The sequence below is a fragment of the Pantoea sp. SS70 genome, from assembly GCF_029866845.1.
GTDB lineage: Bacteria > Pseudomonadota > Gammaproteobacteria > Enterobacterales > Enterobacteriaceae > Pantoea > Pantoea leporis.
Window position 1 is genome coordinate 447895 of sequence record NZ_CP117200.1, and the last position, 19486, is coordinate 467380.

The window sequence follows — 19486 nt, forward strand, 5'->3', positions numbered from 1 at the left end:
AATAATGGTTACAGCTTTAATTATGCTTTGATAAGCTGAGATTAACTTTTAGATCGCAGAGGATTGATTTTAATCTTAAGATGATATCTTTATTCAATCTTATGCATTAATATTCAACGCAGGGAGTGCTCGAGTTATGTCATCTCCATTTAACTTTCTAATAAGAATTCGTTTTTATTTGTTTTTCATCCTTCTTTGCTTTATTGGAGGCACAACATGGGCATTGCAAAAGCTTGGGCTAAATAATAGCCTTCCATTGTGGTCAGCAGGGATGCGGTTTTTGATTGCAAGTGTAATTATTATTTTTTATTTGATTTTAAGTAAAGGGATTTATATTAATTACGCCGTTTTCAGTCTTGCTGCAGCTAACGGCCTGTTTTATTTTTCGATTCCATTTGGAACAGTTTATTGGGCATCAACATATATACCTAGTGGATTGGTAGCTGTTTTAGCTTCTGGAATTAGCGTATATGCACTGCTTCTAAACCATTTCTTACGCGGAAAGCCAGCAACTGGAAGGCAATTATCAGGTGTTTTCTTTGCCATCATAGGTGTATGTGTGGTTTTTGGTGAAGGAGCATCTTTACCGGGCAATGAAAAAAGTATAATTGCTATGTTAGCAGTGTTAGGAGCCATGGGCAGTTCAGCCGCTATAACGCTCAAAGTTCAAAAGCATATTAAAACTCTTCCACTTCTTAGTTTTGTTGCATTTTCCATGCTGAGTGGTGGTTTTTTACTCTTGATTACGAGCTTAATAATTGAAAGTGGTAACCGTTTCTTTTATGGGGAGAGCTTAGGAGCGATCCTTTATTTAGCAGTAATAGGATCAGTATTAGGATTTACGCTTAATATTACTTTGCTTAAACATTGGCATATTTCTAAAGCTACATCTCATTTATTCATCTCCCCAGTTATTGCATTGTATATGGGCTTCATACTTCTTGATGAAAATATTACCACGACTGTGATTATAGGCACCGCGGTTGTTGTTCTCGGAGTAATGTTAATCGTTTTGCCAAAACGCGAAAAGGAAACTCTTAATGTCAACTCTACAAAAAAACCTGGCCATAATCTGTCAGAATAGAAAGCTACCATTTGTGTTTGAAGAAGCTAAGGCAATGGGTGTCGAAATTACATTTTTTTATAACGATAATGAGTCTCCACCGCCGGAAATTCCCGGTGTTGTGAGAAGCATTGCTTTGCCATTGTTTGAAGATGAAGATAAAGCACTAGATATAGTCATGTTAGAAAATAAAGTGCGCCGAATTGATGGTGTTTTAACACTATTTGAACCGGCGTTAGATTTCGCCGCTAAAATTGCTAACAGGTTGGGATTACCTTTCTTACCTGAATTCGTAGTAGAGCAATGTAGAAACAAAAATATGACTCGGCGCGTTCTGCATGATAACGGCCTAAACACACCCTCCTTTATTGAGATTAAAGAAGGAGAATACCCAGACATTGATCAAATAAAATTTCCGCTTGTAGTGAAGCCTACTAATGGATTTTCCAGTCAAGGTGTTACACGAGCTAACAACCCTGATGAATTGAGAAATGCTATTGATAAAGTATGGGAAATTAACCGCACGCAATTGAAAGATTTCATCTATGACAAGGGTGGTGTTTTACTTGAGTCATTTATCGATGGGCCGGAGTTCGCAATCGAAACATTTTCGCATCGTGGTGAGGTGACAGTGCTCTCAATCGGCGATAAAGGTAATGGCAAAGGTCCATACTTTGAAGAAGGTGTTTATATCGCACCTGCTGATATTGATGAGAAACTGCGAGATGAAATTGTAGATGAAGTTAGACGTGCAGTTAAGGCGCTAGGAATTAATGAGGGACCAGCACATGTGGAACTGCGTATTGACCAAAAGCAAGTGCCTTTTGTTATAGAAGTCGCACCACGCGTGGGTGGATCCGGAATATCACATTATATTGTGAAAGCAAGCACGGATATAAACTTCCTGCAGTTGGTTATTTGCCACGCTTTGGGTATGGAATTTCCCCAAAAAATGGGGGCATTAGTAAAGCCGATATCTACTGCCGGAAATTATATTATTCCTGTGCAGGGAGATGGAATCTTTGTCGAGATTGATGGATTAGCAAATGTCCGTGAGAAATCTGAGGTGGAATATGTTTTTGAATTTATGGAGCCTGGGCATAAAGTTCTTCCATACCCTCATTTTTCAGGTTACCCAGGATTTATTTTAACACGTCATACTGACCATGAAGCTTGTGAATCTTTTTATAACGATTTACAAAAAAATCTAAAAATAAAATATTTATAGATTCCATAGTTAAGGAGAATGATATGGATCGTAAAATAATAATTCACACTTTGGGGCCAGAAGGAACTAATTGTGAGAAAGCAGGTTATCTTTGGCTGGAAAGTAAGAAGGTTTATGGTGATGTTAAGCTTTATTCAACTCTTGAGGATGCTCTGATTGAAGTCAGGAAGAATACACATGATCTATTATTAGGATGTGCCGTCTATCCAGACTTACATAAAATTGTATTTGAGAACTTAGACTTTTTAGAAATTCAGGATAGTTTTGTAATGCCAACATGGAACATGGTATTAGCAAAAAATCATAGTAGTTCGTCAAATATGGAAAAAATTATAATTGCTTGCCATCCTGCGCCATCCCATCTCGCTTATACATACAGCCAGAATGTTCGTTTTGTATCAAGTAATGTACAGGCAGCGCTGGAGTGTGTTAGTGGAAAGGCTTCCGCGTGTATAACAACATTAAAAGCTGCACAAGATAATAATTTAAAGGTCATTCAAGACTTTGGTGAAGTACCAATGTGTTTCACTCTTCATGGTCATAAACGCTAAGGAGTATTTTTATGGAATGGGTTAAGGATAAGGTTATTATTGAATTATGTCCTCGTATACATGAGTTCAATAAATTGCAAAGTGCTACAGGCGCGGTAGTATGTAACATAGATAAAGCTGAGTATTTGCTGGATGAAATTATAGGTTTGGCTGGTGAGATATTGTCTGCTCTGAAGCAATCCGATTATGCCCTACAATTGAATACAGACCTTCGTGAATGGAAAAAAGCTGGATTAAATACTGTACCATGTTTTAAACGGTCATTAGATAGCTATGAACCACCTGTAGATGGCGGCAAAACTTTTTTCCTGGCTACAATCATTACGCCTAATAGTCATAAAGAAAAAGGATATTGGCTGGAGTGCTTTTTGGCTCAACGAAAACAACCCGATGTCTTGCTGCCAATTATGTCTGATTTACCACATCCACAAAATGTCAGCCAAACAATGCACCTGATTGCTTCGTCTTCTGGTTTCAGTGTTGGACACTGCTTAGTCTTCTTTCCAGAAAACGTTAAAACAAAAAATAGGGTTGTTAAACAACATTTTGCGATGTTCTTTTTTAATAAATTTCATGCTATCTATCAAAAAGACACATTGCGTAGAGTAGAATCATTATTGGAGTTTGAAGGGAAATCATCTCATTTACTAAGCGCAGAAAATTGCTATGCAGCGCGCTCGGTATGGGGATACTTGCACGACTATTATCACCACTGCGGACCCCGTCCTTTTAATACAAATATTCACGTTAAAATGAATTTTTGGGTAGGTGTTTTAGAAGAAATAAAAGTTGATTGCCAAACCATTATTAGAGTGCAACAGCAGCATTATCCTTGGTGGCGAGAAGTGACCGAGTTTATTTTATTTGAGAGGTTGGTCCGTTACCCTGCTCAACACGATGCGACGAGTAATTTTGATGCGGCAACTGGGGTTTTATTGTTCTCCTGGCTTAAACGCCGAGGGCATGGTATTAGCATTTGCGATTCTTCTGGCAAAGCTATAATGGATTTTGAAAAGTGTTTGACTGGCTTGCATGCCCTTATTAAGGAAATAGAAGGGCTTGAAGAGATCGAGGATGATGCAACTTATAAGCAAGAAGTTGAAAGTTTTGTAATGAAAGAACTTGAGCCAGGTAATCTGAATGATCGATATATTATCCCTGATGATTATCTTATTCATGATATGAATATGAAAGTTAACATACCAATTCTCTTTTTTTAACTGCGCCATATTTTTGAAATTTTTGATAATGAAAGTAGACATAAGCGCACCAATCAAGGTGCGCTACTCATTCTTTTAAACCTTATGCAAAGTACCCGCCTTCACGCATATCCTGCAATAACCCCGGCCCGCTCGGCTGCCAGTTAAACGTCTGACGCGTCCACGCGCTGGATGACGGATTATCGGTAGAGGCGAAAAATGCCATCCAGCCTAACCACGCTTTTGCTTCTTCCAGCGTCAGGCTTTTCACCGGCAGTGATAATCCGGTGCTGATGGTTTCGGCAATCTGCCGGAATGGCACCCCTTCTTCCTGTACTGCATGCAGAATCGCGCCCGGCTCAGCTTTTTCAGCCGCGAGGCAAAACAGTTCAGCGGCATCATAGCGATGCACCGCGGGCCAGCGATTCTCACCCTTGCCGACATACACCGCTGCGCCTTTTTCCTTCGCCATATTGATGATCATCGGAATAAATCCGTGATCGCCTGCGCCATGTACGGTTGGCGGTAAACGCACCAGCGCCACGCGCACACCGCTGTCGGCCAGCGCCAGCGCGGCGACGTTGGAGTTGGAACGTGGATGCGCCCCCGCTGCCGGTTGAATCTGTTCGGTGGCGAGACGTCCCGGCGATACCAGCGCGGTGCCGGTGGTGACAATCAGCGGGCGATCTGAACCTGCCAATACGTCACCCATCGCCAGAATCGCGCGTTGGTCGACCTCGGCGGCATGATCCATGCGGCTGAAATCATGAATATATCCTGCATGGATCACGCCATCGCTCTGTTCGACCGCCTTACGCAGGCCGTCGAGATCTTGCAGATCGCCGCGAATCACCTGCACACCTTGCTGCTGCAGTTTTTCTGCGGAAGCCTCGCTGCGCGCCAGACCTTGCACCTGATAACCGCGCGCCTGCAGTTTTTTTACAATGGCGGAACCGATAAAGCCGCTCGCCCCGGTCACAAAAATTCGCATATTGGTGCTCCACTTTTTCAAAGTTGAAGCACTATCATAAAAGTCTGCAACGCGACGAAAAGTCGTGAGCTTATACAGGTATACGCACTAACAGGATAAAGGCATGGCTCCCCAAGATGACAACCTGCTCGGCAACTATCTGCGTGAACGTCGCCAGCGGCTGGATGCGGCGAAACTTGGTTACACTCTACTTCGTCGCCGCACGCCGGGCCTGCGCCGGGAAGAAGTGGCGGTGCGCGCGTGTGTCAGCACTACCTGGTATACGTGGCTGGAGCAGGGCAGAGGCGGCGCGCCATCGGAAGAAGTATTGGAACGTTTAGCCCGCGCATTAGAGCTGAGCGCCGCCGAGCGCGATCATCTGTTTTTGCTGGCGCAAAATCGTCTGCCTGGCGTGACATGGCAGGCGGGCGTGGATGTTTCGCCATCGCTGCAGCGCGTGCTCGACAGCATGGAGAACACGCCAGCGCTGGTCAAAACCGCAGAGTGGCAAGTGGTGGCGTGGAACCGTGCGGCAACCAAAGTGTTTGTCGATTACGCTGAACTGCCGCCTGCGCAGCGCAATATCCTGCTGATGATGTTTCGTAACGAGGAGATGAAAAAGCGTCTGCCGGACTGGCATAAAGTGACACGCGGCATGGTGGCTAACTTCCGCGCAGATGTGGCGCGCACCGGTGCCAGCGAGCATGTGCGCGCGCTGGTGGAGGAGCTGTGCGAGATGAGCGACACCTTCCGCCAGCTGTGGCAATCACAGGAAGTGAGTCAGCATGGCGAAGGTGTTAAACAGCTGTGGCTGCCGGACGAAGGCGTGCTTGAGCTGGAATACAGCACCTTTGCGGTTGAAGGTAAACCGGGTTTAAGCCTGGTGGTGTTTAATCCGCGTCAGCAGCACGACCGGGAATGTGTGGCGCGGCTGATGGCACGTCCGTAGCGGCGCGAAAGTGGGCTTCCATCTCATCCAGCGCCGCCTGATTCTCCAGCCCCCATTGATACATCTGCTCGATCGGTGCCGCGAACGTCATGCCGAGCGGTGTTAGGCGATAATCGACTTTCGGCGGCACCACATCATAAACGTGACGCGCAATCAGCCCGCGCTGCTCCAGCTCTTTCAACGTCTGAAACAGCATCTTCTTCGAAATTCCCTGCAGGCTGCGCTGCAGCTCGCCGGTGCGCGCGCGATGGTTAGGCCAATGATAGAGCGCATGCAGAACCATGCTGCTCCATTTCACCGAAAACAGATCCATTAAGCGTCGCGGCGGCGAATCCGCATAAAAAAACAGTTTACCGTCTACCATCGCGGGCATAGTTCTCGTCTCCTGAATGGTTACCAAAAGGTAACTACTATCAATTTTGCACCATGTTAACTATAGTCTGCCGCCTTCAGCTAGCCAAAGCCAACTCATTTCGGAGGCCCTATGAAAATCAATGCATTAGTCGCGCACGACGCGGCCCAACCGCTCTCTTCAGGCCAGATTGCATTGCGACCGCTGCAACAGCAGGATGTCAAAATTGAAATTCTATATTGCGGTGTGTGCCATTCGGATCTGCACATGGCCCGTAACGAATGGGCGGTCAGCCGCTATCCGCTGGTGCCGGGACATGAAATTGTCGGACGCGTTGTTGAAACCGGCGCGGACGTAACGAATTTCAAAGCCGGTGATGTAGTTGGCGTCGGCGTAATGGTCGATTCCTGCCGCGAATGCCATTTCTGTCAGCAGCAAGAAGAGCAATATTGTGAAGCCGGCTTTGTGGCGACCTATAACGGCATCGACAAATACACCGGCGACAGCACGTGGGGCGGCTATGCGCAGAATGTGGTGGTCGATCAGCACTTTGTGGTGTCCGTACCGCAAACCTTGCCACTGGCTGGCGTTGCACCGCTGCTGTGTGCGGGCGTTACCGTGTGGTCGCCGCTGCGTCACTTTAACGTAAAAGCCGGCGATAAAGTTGGCGTAGTCGGTTTGGGCGGATTAGGGCATATGGCAGTTAAGCTGGCGAGCGCAATGGGCGCGGAAGTCACGCTTTTCACCACTTCACCCGGCAAAGGTGAAGATGCGCTGCGCTTGGGTGCGACGCGCGTGGTGGTTTCACGTGACGCCGGGCAGATGGCCGCCGCGCAGACTTCACTGGATTTCATCGTAGACTGCGTCTCGGCTCCGCACGATCTCGATCCTTACCTTGCCACGCTGAAAACCAACGGTCGCCTGGTGCTGGTGGGTATCCCGGAGCAACCGCACCAGTCTCCAAATGTGACGCCGATGGTAAATCGTCGTTTGAGCATTAGCGGCTCATCAATTGGCAGCATTCAGGAAACTCAGGAGATGCTGGATTTCTGCGGCAAGCACAATATCACTGCTGATATTGAAGTGATTGCCGGTCAAGAGATCGAAACAGCCTTCGCGCGCATGTTGAAGGGCGATGTGAAATATCGTTTCGTTATCGATATGCAAGCGACACGCTGGTAAAGCGTTATTGCCCGCACGTTGTGGCGGGCGATTTCATGCTGAAATCGCTTAAATAAACAAACTCATACTATTGATATCATTCATTTTAAGTCTCTAATTCGCAGTGTTAGCTCGCCAGAGAAAAAATGGCTCTCATAGTTACAACATACTTTTAGAAAACTGCGTAACAACTCGCGGGTTTAACTCTTTAGCGGCCTGCCGGTCGAACAGCAAAATCTGGCTTCTACATGCCCAACTGGGGCAATCCATCCGTTCACAACTCACTGCATCAATCTTTTCCGCGTACATGGAAATGTCACTTCCGCTAAAAAACGAATTTCACCTATCTTATTAAAAATAGGTCTTTATTTTTGTGGCATGTAAATTGCTAAGTTGGGTCCAACTTTTTAATCGATATCAAACCCATGAAAAAAATCATCACCTTCGGAACCTTCGATGTGTTCCATGTTGGGCACTTACATATCTTACAGCGAGCAAAAATGCTGGGTGACTGGTTAACCGTCGGGGTCTCTTCGGACGCCTTAAACTTCCATAAAAAAGGGCGCAACCCGGTTTACGATGAAAGCGACAGAATGTCGATCATCGCGGGAATCAAATATGTCGATGAAGTGTTTCTTGAAGAATCGCTGGAATTGAAGGCTGACTACATAAAAAAATACAACGCCAATACGCTGGTAATGGGTGATGACTGGAAAGGGAAGTTTGATAAGTTTTCTTCACTGGCTAAAGTCATTTATCTTGAGCGCACGCCTAGTATCTCCACCACGTCTTTAATCGAAATAATAAAGAAGCGCTAATGCCATCAGCCCGCATACAAGGCTATTTTATCGCATCAGCGATAACCTGCGCTGCACGCTCATCGGCTTTGCCGTCATTTAATGCATTGCAATACTCGGATTTTAAAGGGATTTAGTGAACGCGCGGAAATGTTATTTCCATTTGCGGAAAAGATGATGCCTAACATTAATACAGCAATCGTTACGTTCCATGTCGTCGCGGCACGTCACATCCTGCAATCACTTTTTGCACCATCCTGAATAAACATTTCCCGCAACGCTCCGATAACTCCCTTACAAACCATACAAAAATAATTAACGCAGGAGCAGGGAAGATGGGGCTGGTATCCCGATTACGTAATGTGCGCATCACGCGTAAACTGTCGGCAGGATTCGGCATCGTGCTGTTGTTAGTGGCGCTGGCAACCGGATTAAGCGTGCAGCGTTTTAACGCCATTCATGACATCTATCAGAAAACCAACCTGATTTATGACATCAACATTGAAGTGTTCCAGGCCAAAATCAACCGCCTAAAATATCTTTATGGGGACGACAAATCCGGCCAGGTGATGGCGAATTACGTCACGCATGCGCAGCAACTCACCAGCGATGCGAAGCAACTTTCATGGTCGGAAGGTGCCAGAGCGCGGGTGGATGAACTGGGAACGCACCTCGCCAGTTTCCAGAACAGCATTGGCGCGATGACGCAAGCCACGCAGCAACTCAATAGCCTGCGCTCGCAACTTGACGCTTTAAGCCGGCAAGATATGACTTCGCGCTACACCCAACTGATTCGCACACCGGTTACTGATCCTGAACTTACCAATCAAATTTACCAGCAGCTGTTCGCTATCAGCAATGTGCGCGAAGAAGCCTGGGCGCTGCGTTTTAACGTCAGCGATGCGCTGCGTAAAACGCTGGAGGATCATTCCCAGCAGACGGATCAAGGCATGAAAGCGCTGCTGGCGCAGTTGCCACCGGAACAGCAGGGCGAATTCACCGCACTGTGGCAGGACACCGAGAAATTCAAAAGCCTGAGTCTGCAAGCGGCGGATGCCTATGGCCAGCTGCGTGCGGCGGAAGACACCGTCAAAGTGGCGGGCGACAAGAGCAGTGCAGCGATCAAACAGATCATTACCATCGTCAAAGCGCGTAACGATGAACTGGCCAACGGCTCGGCGGCAATTTCGCTGCTGATTGGTGGTCTGGCGATTTTGTTCGGCGTGCTGGTGGCGTGGTACATCATTCGTCAGATCACGCGTCCGGTATTCCATAACCTCGAACTGGCGGAGCGCATTGCCAATGGCGATCTCAGCTCGCAGTTTGCCACCAATCGGCATGATGAACTCGGCAAGCTGACTTCGGCGATGGGACGCATGAACGAACGGCTGCGCAGCATGATCGGCGATGTGCTGAGCAGCGTTAGCAGTGTATCGCAGGCGGCCAGCGCCATTAATCAAGGCAACCTCGATTTGTCTTCACGCACCGAACAACAAGCGGCGGCGGTGGTGGAGACCGCTGCCAGCATGGAGCAACTCACCGCCACGGTGAAAAACAACGCCGCCAATGCGCGACAGGCGAGTCAGATTGCGGCGGAAGCTTCGTACAACGCCAACAAAGGCGGCATTGCGGTGCGTGATGTGGTGAACACCATGGGCGAAATCTCTGACAGCTCGAAGAAGATTGCCGATATCACCGCCGTGATTAACAGCATCGCGTTTCAGACCAACATCCTCGCGTTGAACGCGGCGGTAGAAGCCGCGCGTGCCGGCGAGCAGGGACGCGGTTTTGCCGTGGTCGCCAGTGAAGTGCGCAATCTGGCACAACGCAGCGCCGGTGCGGCGAAAGACATCGAACAGTTGATCAATGAATCGGTCGGACGCATCAGCAATGGCCACCAGCAGGTGGCGCGCGCCGGTGAAACCATGGATCAGATTCTCGGCAGCATTGCGCGCGTGAATCAAATCATGGAAGACATTTCCGCCGCGTCGGATGAACAGAGCCGCGGCATCGAGCAAATTGCCCGTGCGGTCGGCGAGCTGGATACCACCACGCAGCAGAACGCCACGCTGGTGAGCGCCTCTTCGCACTCGGCGAACTCCCTGGAAGAGCAGGCGCTGATGCTGGAGCGATTGGTGTCGCAGTTCCGCCTGCAAGGTGCTGCACGTTAGAAAACAGCGTGGAAGTAGCTCCAGATCTACTTCCACGGTCTTTCTTTTAGTCAGCTTGCGACACTTTTGTGCGGCCGCAGAATTGCAAGGTAAATATTCTTAAAATAAAGCGACCTGCCGCCGATATTTCCCGTTAAACTGCAATTCTTGTCGTCCTGATACTTTCCTTGCATGAACTACTACTCACCTGACGATAGCCATTTGAAGCGGCGATCCCAACGCTTCGTCCGCCGCATGTTTATCATGCGTCAGCTCGGCACGATGTTATGTTTTTTCCCGATTCTCTCAGTACTGATGGAGCGGGATCGTGGCCTGGCGTTTAGCGCCCTGTTATTTGTGAATGCGTTTCTCTGGCCGTGGCTGGCTTATCAGCGCGCGCTGCGGGCCGAAGATTCCACCGCCACCGAGCGACACAACTTAACCCTTGATGCCGCCTTTGGTGGCATTTGGGTAGCGCTAATGGCGCTGAGTCCGCTACCTTCCTTTGTCATCATGGCGGTGCTAGCCTCGGACCGCTATGCAGCGGGCGGTGCTGCCCAGTTGATTGCAGCGATGCAGGCATTTCTCTGCGCCTTTGTGCTGGTATGGCTGGTGGATGGCGCAGGCGTTGATTTGGCGTTCAGCACGCGAACTGTCTGGCTGAGCCTGCCGCTGGCAACCTGCTACATGCTGGTACTCAGCGTCACCTCGTACAATCTCACCTGGCAACTGCGTAAACGTAACCGCGAGCTGGAGCGCATTGCGCTGATGGATCCCGGTCTGGGGATTCCCAATCGTCGCTTGTTTGAACGTCGGCTGGAGAGCGAATTTCTCAGCACGCGTCGTGGCGACAGCGCTGGCTATTTACTGCTTATAGACCTCGATTATTTCAAATCGGTAAACGATACCTGGGGCCACGAAGCGGGAGATTTCCTGCTGGCGGAAATTTCATCGCTGCTGCGAAATCATGTGGGATTGCAGGATATTCCAGCGCGTTTTGGCGGCGATGAGCTAGGCGTGATTGTGCATCATGCCAGCGACGAATCGGTGGTGGCGCTGGCCCAACGTTTGCAGGAAAAGATTGCGCAGGTGCGTTTACCGGCATCGACGGAGTTTCGTTGTTCGGTGAGTATAGGTATTGCATCGGCAGCGCATGCAGAATCCATACGTCACTGGTTGCGGCATGCCGATGAAGCGCTGTATGAGGTGAAACGCGCCGGACGCAACGGCGTGCGCTTGTGGCAACCGTCGCTGGCTGGCGCGGCCTGAATTACACGAACTCGGGTTCGCAGTTCACTGGGAAGTTAAGCGAGTTAGCAATAAAGCAGGCTTCGTGAGCCTGATGATGCAGTTCACGCGCGCGGTCCGCATCCGCCGGATCGCGCAGCGCAATGCGCGGTTTCAACGTGATATTGGTAAACCGACCGCGCGTGCCCTCAATCATTGTCCCTTCCGCTGCATCTTCATAAGCTTCCACCACAATTCCGGCGTCAGAACATAAATGCAGATACCACAATTTGTGGCATGCCGAGGCCGAAGCCAGCAATAACTCTTCCGGATTCCAGCGCGTCGCATCCCCGCGAAAAGCCGGATCGGCGCTTAGCGCTATCGTCTCTTTGCCAGCGGCAATCAGCTCCGCGTTACGATCGTAAGCAGTATAAGATGCGGTGCCGTTGCCGCGGTTGCCGGTCCAGCGCACCGTGACCTGATAATGGTGTTCTTTTGCTGCCATTACTGATGCTCCTTTTAAAATGAACATGACATCAGCAGACTATCAGGAATTGCTGCTACAACGCCTGCGATCGGTGATATCGATTTTCATGAAAGGAAAGGGGCCGTGTAATTTGTTTATAGCGAAAGCTGTTAGGTAAACTTAAGGAATCGGATAACGTTTAAGGGAAAATTTACCATGTTAGAGACAAACCGCCTGATCCTCCGACAATGGCAGCAAACAGACTTACAACCCTTTGCCGAACTCAATGCCGATCCCGAAGTGATGAAGTATTTCCCGAAAACGCTGAGTCGTCAGGAAAGCGACAACGTCGTTGCAAGATTTAAGGCGATGATTGTTGCAAACCAGGGTTGGGGTTTTTGGGCCGTTGAGATGAAAGCCACCGGCGAATTTGTCGGCAGCGTGGGTTTAGCACAGCAGCCAGATCGCTTCGATTTTTCTCCCTGCACGGAAATTGGCTGGCGTATTAATAAAAAGTTCTGGGGGCAGGGAATCGCCAAACAAGCCGCCCAGGCATCGTTGGCTTACGCGTTTAATGTTTTGCATCTTCCCAAGGTCGTTTCGTTCACCAGTACTCATAACACGCCATCTGAGAAGCTAATGCAGCGATTGGGGATGCAGAAACAAACTATCTTTCTCCATCCCGCGTTACCTGCCGATCACGCGCTAGCTGAGCATGTGCTGTATAAGATTTTCCACAAGAACTTCATTGACTCGCCTCTCTAAACCCGGCATCAGTCAATGTCGCCCGCACATGAGGAAGACACTGCGGATAATTTTGCTGAATAAACTCAATCATCTTTTCCCGCACGTAACAGCGTAAATCAAAGGCGGTGGGGGAATTCTGCGCCGTCATTAATAATCTGATGGTCATGGTTTTGTCAGTGGTATCCGTAACCTGAAGCACCTGAGTTTGTTGATCCCAGAGTTTAGTTTCACTGAGAACTTTTTCAAAATGCTTACGCAGAGGATCTAATGGCATCGAATAATCGAGGTAAAGAAAAACAGAGCCTAATATTTGGGCGTTATTGCGCGTCCAGTTCTGGAAGGCATTTTCGGTAAAGTAGGTGATGGGCAAAACTAAACGACGCAGATCCCAAATACGCACCACAACATAAGTCAGGTTGATCTCTTCAATCCAGCCCCATTCATTTTCCACCACTACAGCATCATCAATTTTTATCGGTTGGGTAAAGGCGATCTGAATCCCGGCGAACAGATTAACCAGCGATTTCTGCAGGGCAAAGCCAATGATTATACCGGCAACGCCGGCACCAGCGAGAATGGTGGTGCCGAATTTTCGCACGCCAGGGAAACTGAGCAAAATTAGCGAAAGACACAATGTCACCAGTACGACAATCGCGACTTTTTTCACATACATTATCTGCGTGCGAATTTTTCGCGCACGAAGGTTATTCGAAAGATTGATGTCATAGCGAATAAATAGCATATCCTGCGCCACATTGATCAATCGAATAAGCACCGAGCAGAAGGATAAGATAATGAATATATTAACGGTGGTAGTAATAAAGCTCAGGGAGCCTGGCTGGATATTAACATAACTAAGTCCAGCACTGATTAACAATAAAGGGATAAACAGAAACAGCGATCCGCGCAGATGCTTTTCCAGTGACTTGAACAGTTTTCTGTCACGTTTTTGCCAGTAGCGAATAAATCTAAGGAGGATAAATCGCGCCAGAAATCCTATTGCGAGTGAGAGAGTGACAAGCAAAACAGCAGGCACCCATGTTGGAGCACCAGATAACTCATCAAATAATAATGGCATTACTTTCCCTTTTATTAAGCCAACAACCGTGGTTGTCAGATAAGTCAAAAAATTCAGTAACCATTCTGTTATCGGTTATCTGCAGATTATTTATTCATGCTTATCAGTATAGACGCTGTGGCAGGCTTGGTTGTCAGGGATGGGTGGCGTATGCATCGGTCGCCACCAATGGCGACCCTTAGGCAGTTTGGCAAGGTTTTTGTAGGGTGCGCATTGATGCGCACCTGTTACGAAAGTTGGTAAATCAATCACTTTCAAACTACAACTTTAGCTGGCTGCCTAAAATAGCATCGGCTTCCTGCAGTGTCACATCGAGGCCCGCAGAGGGCGTAAATGTCAATTCGCCAAAAATAACCTTACCGTTGAGAAGGTAGAAGTCAGCACGAACAAATTTAAAATCAGCGGCCAGTTTAACCGCATACTCTTTCATGTTATTGAAACCTTCCGGCATTTTGGGATAGCTGTTGGTATTGATTAATTCAACAGTATCTTCAAAGGGAAGCGGATGCCAGTTCATATCAAAATAATAGAATTTAGGTGTGCCTTTCTCCCGCTCCATGCACACCATTACCGCATAAGGTTTTCCATTGAAACAGTAAAATTTATAATCCTCTGGAAACCCACCACGTTCATTCTCAATGTATTTTTCGCATAAGATTTTGCGGTCAATTTTCTTATACTGCGGCTCAATGAAATGGGAGGAGAAATCCTGCTTCATCCACTTACTGAGTTGCTTGTTGGTTTTTTCAATGTCCAGTGATGCTTTGCTATCACAGATTATGTTGTAACCTGCGCCATGGTTACACTTAAGAGCAAATTTATTGGGTAATGCGCGGTAGTCAATATCCATTGGGTCATCATACACGCCGTAGAGTTCATTCAGGATTTCACCACACCCTTTCGCTATCACATACTCCCGAACCTTATACTTGTCCGCGCACAAGGTATAAATATCGCCATTTAACTCATTGAATTTGAGCCACTGAATTTTTTCATTGAAATTGATTGGATTGGTTAAGTTCAGCTTTTTCTTGAACTTAATATAGTAATGTGTTTTAGCGCAAAATTCTGGGTACATATATGCGCTGATTTTTAACGCTGATTTGACTGTGTGTTTTATCATTTTCATTAAAATTATCTCAGTTTGAAAATGTTAAGATGCATTTTGATGATTGTTTTATTTCTGAAGAAGTAATTGAGTAAAGTGCAAGACATAATCTCAACGATCAAAAAACAGTATGCGGCCCCATTAATGCCGAAGGAATTAATCATTAGCCATGAAAGCGGTATGGTTAAGACACAACATAAAAACATCTTTTTAGCCAGGTAACTGTATCCGGACTCTTTGATCATATAGCGATAACAAATTGTACCTAATGCAGAGAACATAGTGCCGATGATAATGATAGGAATGATACTCACGGAATCCATATACTTATCGCCATACAGCAAATGGATGAAGTATTCACCAAAAAAGTAGAATCCAGCTAGCGCTATAAGCGAACACAAGATGACAATTCGGTTGATTTTAATGAGTAGCATTTCAACGGTGATTTGATCTTTTTCACTGTATATCTTTGAGAAGAAGCTTGTTATTAATGCCAATACGATAAATGACCAGGCACCTCCTAAAGTTAACGCGACGCTATACACGCCCAGATTTGAGTAAGAAAGGATTTTTGCCAAAAAAATGCTCGATATCTGCGTATAGATGTCAGCCGATAGACTTGATAAAATCAGCGCACCGCCGGTGAATAACATATGACGGTTATACATTCCGGCGCCTTTACGATTCTCATTTACTTTTGTGGTGTAGTTAAAATAGATAAGACGCAGGAAATAAGGTATGAGCGGGATGATAATAATAGGAATGGTGAAGTAGTACACGGGCATTTTGAAGTATGAAATTGAGAATCGAATCAACAAGGCAACAGATAAGCCGATCACATTGGTGATGGTGTTTATTTTTGATTTTAATTGCGTGTTGTTGTAGATGGAAAAGAAGTCCATCACAATGTAGTAAGTGGCAATACAGTTGGCCAAACCAAATAGAAACACAATGATATCAGTGAATAAGTAGAGGTAGATCAACACCGCGCTTGATGACAGGAGGAAGAAAAATCGCCGTTGATTTTGTGTGTGTATCGCTAATGCGATCCCAGACTTACTCTTTTCACTCATGCGTTTAAAGATGATGTTCTGACCGCCAAACCACGATAGCGTTTGCACAAATATAAACAGAGAAGTTGAAATGTTTATTTTGCCATAGTCTTCAGGGCCAACGTATTTTGCCATCAGCGCATTAATATATAGTAGCCCGATGATATTGACTGACTTTTCTAACATGATCCATATTGAGTTAGAGTACATTGCATGTCTCTCATCTACAGAGCTGTGTTGATAGCGTTAAGGACTGTTTACAAGCCATCCGCAAAAATTGAAGCTTTCTTCTATATGCATTTATGTTGTGTTTTATTGCGAAATATTCATATAAAAAACACCCAATATTACTGTTTATCCTGCAGGCTAAATTAATTGGTTGACAGTGTGGCTGCTGATATCCAATTAGTGAAGGGATTTTTTATTAATCAGATTAATGACGTGCGTTTTCAAATATTGAGTCCATTATTTAATTGTGTTCGACTCTGTATATTGTGATGATGATCATGATTTTCTTTAACGGGGCTAATTAACGAGAGCACACAGTGTAGCGGCGCAATTCATTGCGCGATTATGCCCTATTTCATGGGGCTGATTTCTGACCACGTCAGTACCGCTGTGGCTTACAGCCTGCTGCAGCTGAGCTTTGTTGTGGTGCTGGCCTATGCGTTGAGGTAGCGCAGACATTCATAATGCGGTGGGTGGCTTGAGGGGTGATTCTGCGGAATCGCCTTACGAGTGAAGGTTAAAGTAATGCGTGCAAATGCCGATAAACGTTTCTGGCTTTTAAAAGCTGTTTTTGTACTCAATATTCGTATTAATCAGGAGAGCAAGATGGATGTATCACAAATTACATCACTGGCTACAGGCCTTGATAACATGGAACTGGCTAATAAAATAAGCACGTTAGTACTGAAAAAGACATTAGATAATCAGCAATCGATGGCGAGCGGCATTCTGGATTCGATTCCTCAGTTGCCTGCAAACCCTGCAATTGGGCGCAACATTAATACCACTGCCTGAAGTCAGCATTAACGGTTTTATGGAGTGATGTCGATCTGGTATCACTCCCCAAATGATTAAATAGTGTTGGCATGTTATTAGCGGAAGAAATTACAGGGTGAAGGTGTCGATCACATATCCTGTTCGCGCAGTATTTTGCCGACATTTCCACCCGGATGGACGTTGAGCAGCCGCTGCTGATCGAAGCCGTTACGCAGCATGATGTTACAGCACAGCGCATCGAACACCGCCAGTACCAGCACGATAGAAGTGGTAGCCAGCATATTAAGCGGGTCGATCTCCCGCTGGATATGCGTTTTCACCACCAGCGTAGCGGCGTCGGCAATCGCTGAGTCCAGGTTTTCCGTCACGCTGATGATAGCAACGCCTTTGATTTTAAGCGTCGGCAGCAGGCGCGTCAGTTCTTCAGAATTACCGCCTCGTGAAATCAGGATCATCAGGTCGTTGTTGCGCATAAATCCCAGGTCACCGTGGGCTGCATCGGTAGCGTTGAGGTACACTGCCGGTTGTTCGACGCACGCCAGCATATGGGCGATTTTCCGCGCGGCAATGCCCGAGGTGCCAACACCGGTCACAACAATTTTACCGTGACATCCGGTAACCAGCATCAGGAGCTGGTGCCAGGTTTCGGCATCAAGATTACGTTGTAACGCCAGTAATTCCTCGCTATAGGTCTGCCAGGCCTGACATGCCTGAGTAAATTCTTCTTCCGCATTCATTCGGTTTTCCCCTGCATCAGGTCACGATATTTCATGCTGTCGTGATACATCTCGTGGAATACGCGGTATTTACGATCGTAATACTCTTTGATTTTGTTGGTCTGTGGTGTGATGGTTTTACCAATGCGGCTCATAGCAGCCATGGCTTCTGGCAGCGAATCATAGACACCCGCTGCAACGGTGCCCATCATGGCGCTGCCGAGCAACATCGCTTCACTCTCTTCCGGCAACAGCATTGCGCAACCTGTCGCGTTGGAATGCTCCTGCACAAAAATCGGGTTTTTAGTGCCGCCACCACTCGCCATCATGGTATCAATGCAATAACCACTCTGGTTCATGGTTTCAATAATATGACGAGTGCCGAGCGCCAGCGCCTGAATGGTGGCGAGATAATGCAGCGCCATGTCTTCCGGCGTGCGAGACAATTTCAGGCCAGTCAACGTGCCCGTCAGTGTTGGATTGGCACGCGGTGAGCGGTTGCCGTGGAAATAGGGCAACATATGAATGTCTTTGGTCAGGAACGCGATATTTTCTGGCTCACCCGCCATCTTGCGCAAAATACCATTCAGAATTTCATAAATCGTTTTGCCGCTGTCTTTGCCCTGTTTGAGCAAATCCTGATAACACGGGTGTGACTGAATGACATGATCAATTAACGCGCCGGTAGTCGATTGTCCGCCTTCATTCAGCCAGTAATCCGGCAGAATCGCCGAATAATATGGCCCCCAGATCCCACCGATATAGCGCGCGCTACGCGACATTGCCATATGAGCGGTGGACGTCCCGCCAATCAGCGCGATGCGATTATCGAAATCCGCTGATTCGCCGGATACGCCGCTGGCACCCAGAATGCCAAGGCTACCCGCGTGGGCATCAATAATGGAGACGCTGACCGCCGTACCGGCAATCAACCCCATTTCTGCAGCGGCGCGCTGGGTTAATCCATGCCCCAGCGGCTCACCCATGGTTTTTACTTCACTACCGATTTTCGACGCGTTGTTTTCCATCAAATCTTCCAGACCGATCTGGCGGAAATAGCTCGAGTCCCAGCGGTCTTCGTGACCGATATACGTCCATTTGCAGACGGTGGAGCACAACGAACGCGTGGTGTCCTGCGTGGCGCGCCAGGTAAGAAAATCAGGCAGGTCGAACAGATGCCCGACGTTGCTCCAGGTCGTCGGCATGTGTTGCTTCAGCCACAGCAGTTTTGGCGTCTGCATTTCTGGTGAGATGATTCCGCCGACAAATTCCAGCACGCGGTGGCCGGTGGCATTGATGCGTTCTGCCTGCGTGATAGCACGGTGATCCATCCATACAATAATGTTCTGCTCGCTTCGCCCGGAAGGGCTGACGGTCAGCGGTTTACCTTCTTTATCCAGCACCACCAGCGAACAAGTGGCGTCAAAACCGATGCCTTTCACCTGAATAGGATTGATATCTGCCTGATTAACCGCGTCTTTTACGGCGTTACAGACAGACTGCCAAATCTCATCGGAAGACTGTTCGACGAAATCGGCTTTCGGGCGGTACAGCGTGATCTCACGGCTGGCTTGGCCGACCATGCGGCCGGTCATATCGAAGACGCCTGCGCGGGCGCTGCCGGTTCCTACGTCTATTCCAATAAAATATGTCGCCATGTTTTTTCC

General features: G+C 47.5%; 19 protein-coding genes. 11 read left to right on the plus strand and 8 right to left on the minus strand.

What is annotated here, in order from left to right; genetic code table 11:
• The first annotated feature begins 136 nt into the window (after positions 1-136).
• Genes PO881_RS21700 through PO881_RS21715 form a run of 4 tightly spaced genes read left to right on the plus strand, consistent with a single transcriptional unit; the run spans position 137 to position 4062 of the window.
• Entirely contained in the window at positions 137-1084 is a 948-nt protein-coding gene (locus PO881_RS21700; protein ID WP_280172958.1) for an EamA family transporter, read from the plus strand.
• Entirely contained in the window at positions 1041-2291 is a 1251-nt protein-coding gene (locus tag PO881_RS21705; RefSeq protein ID WP_280172959.1) for an ATP-grasp domain-containing protein, read from the plus strand. The genes PO881_RS21700 and PO881_RS21705 overlap by 44 nt, the downstream gene beginning before the upstream one ends.
• A gap of 23 nt (positions 2292-2314) precedes the next feature.
• Entirely contained in the window at positions 2315-2842 is a 528-nt protein-coding gene (locus PO881_RS21710; RefSeq protein ID WP_210080137.1) for a hypothetical protein, read from the plus strand.
• An 11-nt stretch (positions 2843-2853) separates the two neighbouring features.
• Positions 2854-4062, plus strand: a complete 1209-nt coding sequence (locus PO881_RS21715) for a DUF6421 family protein (protein ID WP_280172960.1) — start codon at positions 2854-2856, stop codon at positions 4060-4062.
• Positions 4063-4144: 82 nt separating this feature from the next.
• Here the strand turns inward: PO881_RS21715 and PO881_RS21720 are convergent, their stop codons facing one another.
• Positions 4145-5032: an SDR family oxidoreductase gene (locus PO881_RS21720; protein WP_280172961.1), complete on the minus strand. Its 888-nt coding sequence runs from the start codon at positions 5030-5032 to the stop codon at positions 4145-4147.
• Positions 5033-5135: 103 nt separating this feature from the next.
• Between PO881_RS21720 and PO881_RS21725 the strand changes: the two genes are divergently transcribed.
• The gene (locus PO881_RS21725) at positions 5136-5960 is read left to right on the plus strand and encodes a helix-turn-helix transcriptional regulator (protein WP_280172962.1); all 825 of its coding nucleotides are present in this window, start codon (positions 5136-5138) and stop codon (positions 5958-5960) included.
• Here the strand turns inward: PO881_RS21725 and PO881_RS21730 are convergent.
• A complete protein-coding gene (locus PO881_RS21730) occupies positions 5902-6333 on the minus strand; it encodes a helix-turn-helix domain-containing protein (RefSeq protein WP_280172963.1) in 432 nt (143 codons plus the stop codon). The genes PO881_RS21725 and PO881_RS21730 overlap by 59 nt on opposite strands.
• 111 nt (positions 6334-6444) lie before the next feature.
• Between PO881_RS21730 and PO881_RS21735 the strand changes: the two genes are divergently transcribed.
• From PO881_RS21735 to PO881_RS21750, 4 genes are all read left to right on the plus strand, one after another.
• Complete coding sequence (locus tag PO881_RS21735; RefSeq protein WP_110867091.1) at positions 6445-7494, plus strand: NAD(P)-dependent alcohol dehydrogenase; 1050 nt, start codon at positions 6445-6447, stop codon at positions 7492-7494.
• A 404-nt stretch (positions 7495-7898) separates the two neighbouring features.
• Positions 7899-8291: an adenylyltransferase/cytidyltransferase family protein gene (locus PO881_RS21740; RefSeq protein ID WP_280172964.1), complete on the plus strand. Its 393-nt coding sequence runs from the start codon at positions 7899-7901 to the stop codon at positions 8289-8291.
• A gap of 314 nt (positions 8292-8605) precedes the next feature.
• A complete protein-coding gene (locus PO881_RS21745) occupies positions 8606-10441 on the plus strand; it encodes a methyl-accepting chemotaxis protein (RefSeq protein ID WP_280172965.1) in 1836 nt (611 codons plus the stop codon).
• Between the two features lie 171 nt (positions 10442-10612).
• The gene (locus PO881_RS21750; RefSeq protein WP_280172966.1) at positions 10613-11689 is read left to right on the plus strand and encodes a diguanylate cyclase; all 1077 of its coding nucleotides are present in this window, start codon (positions 10613-10615) and stop codon (positions 11687-11689) included.
• 1 nt (position 11690) lies between these two features.
• On the opposite strand, the gene PO881_RS21755 is transcribed toward PO881_RS21750, so the two are convergent.
• On the minus strand, positions 11691-12152 hold the full coding sequence (locus PO881_RS21755; RefSeq protein WP_192235299.1) for an OsmC family protein: 462 nt from the start codon (positions 12150-12152) through the stop codon (positions 11691-11693).
• 177 nt (positions 12153-12329) lie between these two features.
• On the opposite strand from PO881_RS21755, the gene PO881_RS21760 reads away from it, so the two are divergent.
• Positions 12330-12878 (plus strand): GNAT family N-acetyltransferase, encoded by a 549-nt coding sequence (locus PO881_RS21760; protein WP_280172967.1) that lies wholly within the window; start codon positions 12330-12332, stop codon positions 12876-12878.
• Here the strand turns inward: PO881_RS21760 and PO881_RS21765 are convergent.
• The 3 genes from PO881_RS21765 to PO881_RS21775 form a co-directional block, all read right to left on the minus strand.
• The gene (locus tag PO881_RS21765; RefSeq protein ID WP_280172968.1) at positions 12859-13938 is read right to left on the minus strand and encodes a mechanosensitive ion channel domain-containing protein; all 1080 of its coding nucleotides are present in this window, start codon (positions 13936-13938) and stop codon (positions 12859-12861) included. The two genes, PO881_RS21760 and PO881_RS21765, sit on opposite strands and share 20 nt — an antisense overlap.
• Before the next feature lie 259 nt (positions 13939-14197).
• Positions 14198-15067, minus strand: coding sequence for an ATP-grasp fold amidoligase family protein (locus tag PO881_RS21770; RefSeq protein WP_280172969.1), 870 nt, complete (start codon positions 15065-15067; stop codon positions 14198-14200).
• A gap of 5 nt (positions 15068-15072) precedes the next feature.
• Positions 15073-16308, minus strand: a complete 1236-nt coding sequence (locus tag PO881_RS21775) for an oligosaccharide flippase family protein (protein ID WP_280172970.1) — start codon at positions 16306-16308, stop codon at positions 15073-15075.
• Between the two features lie 624 nt (positions 16309-16932).
• On the opposite strand from PO881_RS21775, the gene PO881_RS21780 reads away from it, so the two are divergent.
• Complete coding sequence (locus tag PO881_RS21780) at positions 16933-17121, plus strand: YjfB family protein (RefSeq protein ID WP_110867097.1); 189 nt, start codon at positions 16933-16935, stop codon at positions 17119-17121.
• Between the two features lie 110 nt (positions 17122-17231).
• Here the strand turns inward: PO881_RS21780 and PO881_RS21785 are convergent, their stop codons facing one another.
• On the minus strand, positions 17232-17840 hold the full coding sequence (locus tag PO881_RS21785; RefSeq protein ID WP_280172971.1) for an SIS domain-containing protein: 609 nt from the start codon (positions 17838-17840) through the stop codon (positions 17232-17234).
• Positions 17837-19477 (minus strand): FGGY-family carbohydrate kinase, encoded by a 1641-nt coding sequence (locus PO881_RS21790; protein WP_280172972.1) that lies wholly within the window; start codon positions 19475-19477, stop codon positions 17837-17839. Before PO881_RS21790 ends, PO881_RS21785 begins: the two co-directional genes overlap by 4 nt.
• Positions 19478-19486 lie beyond the last annotated feature (9 nt).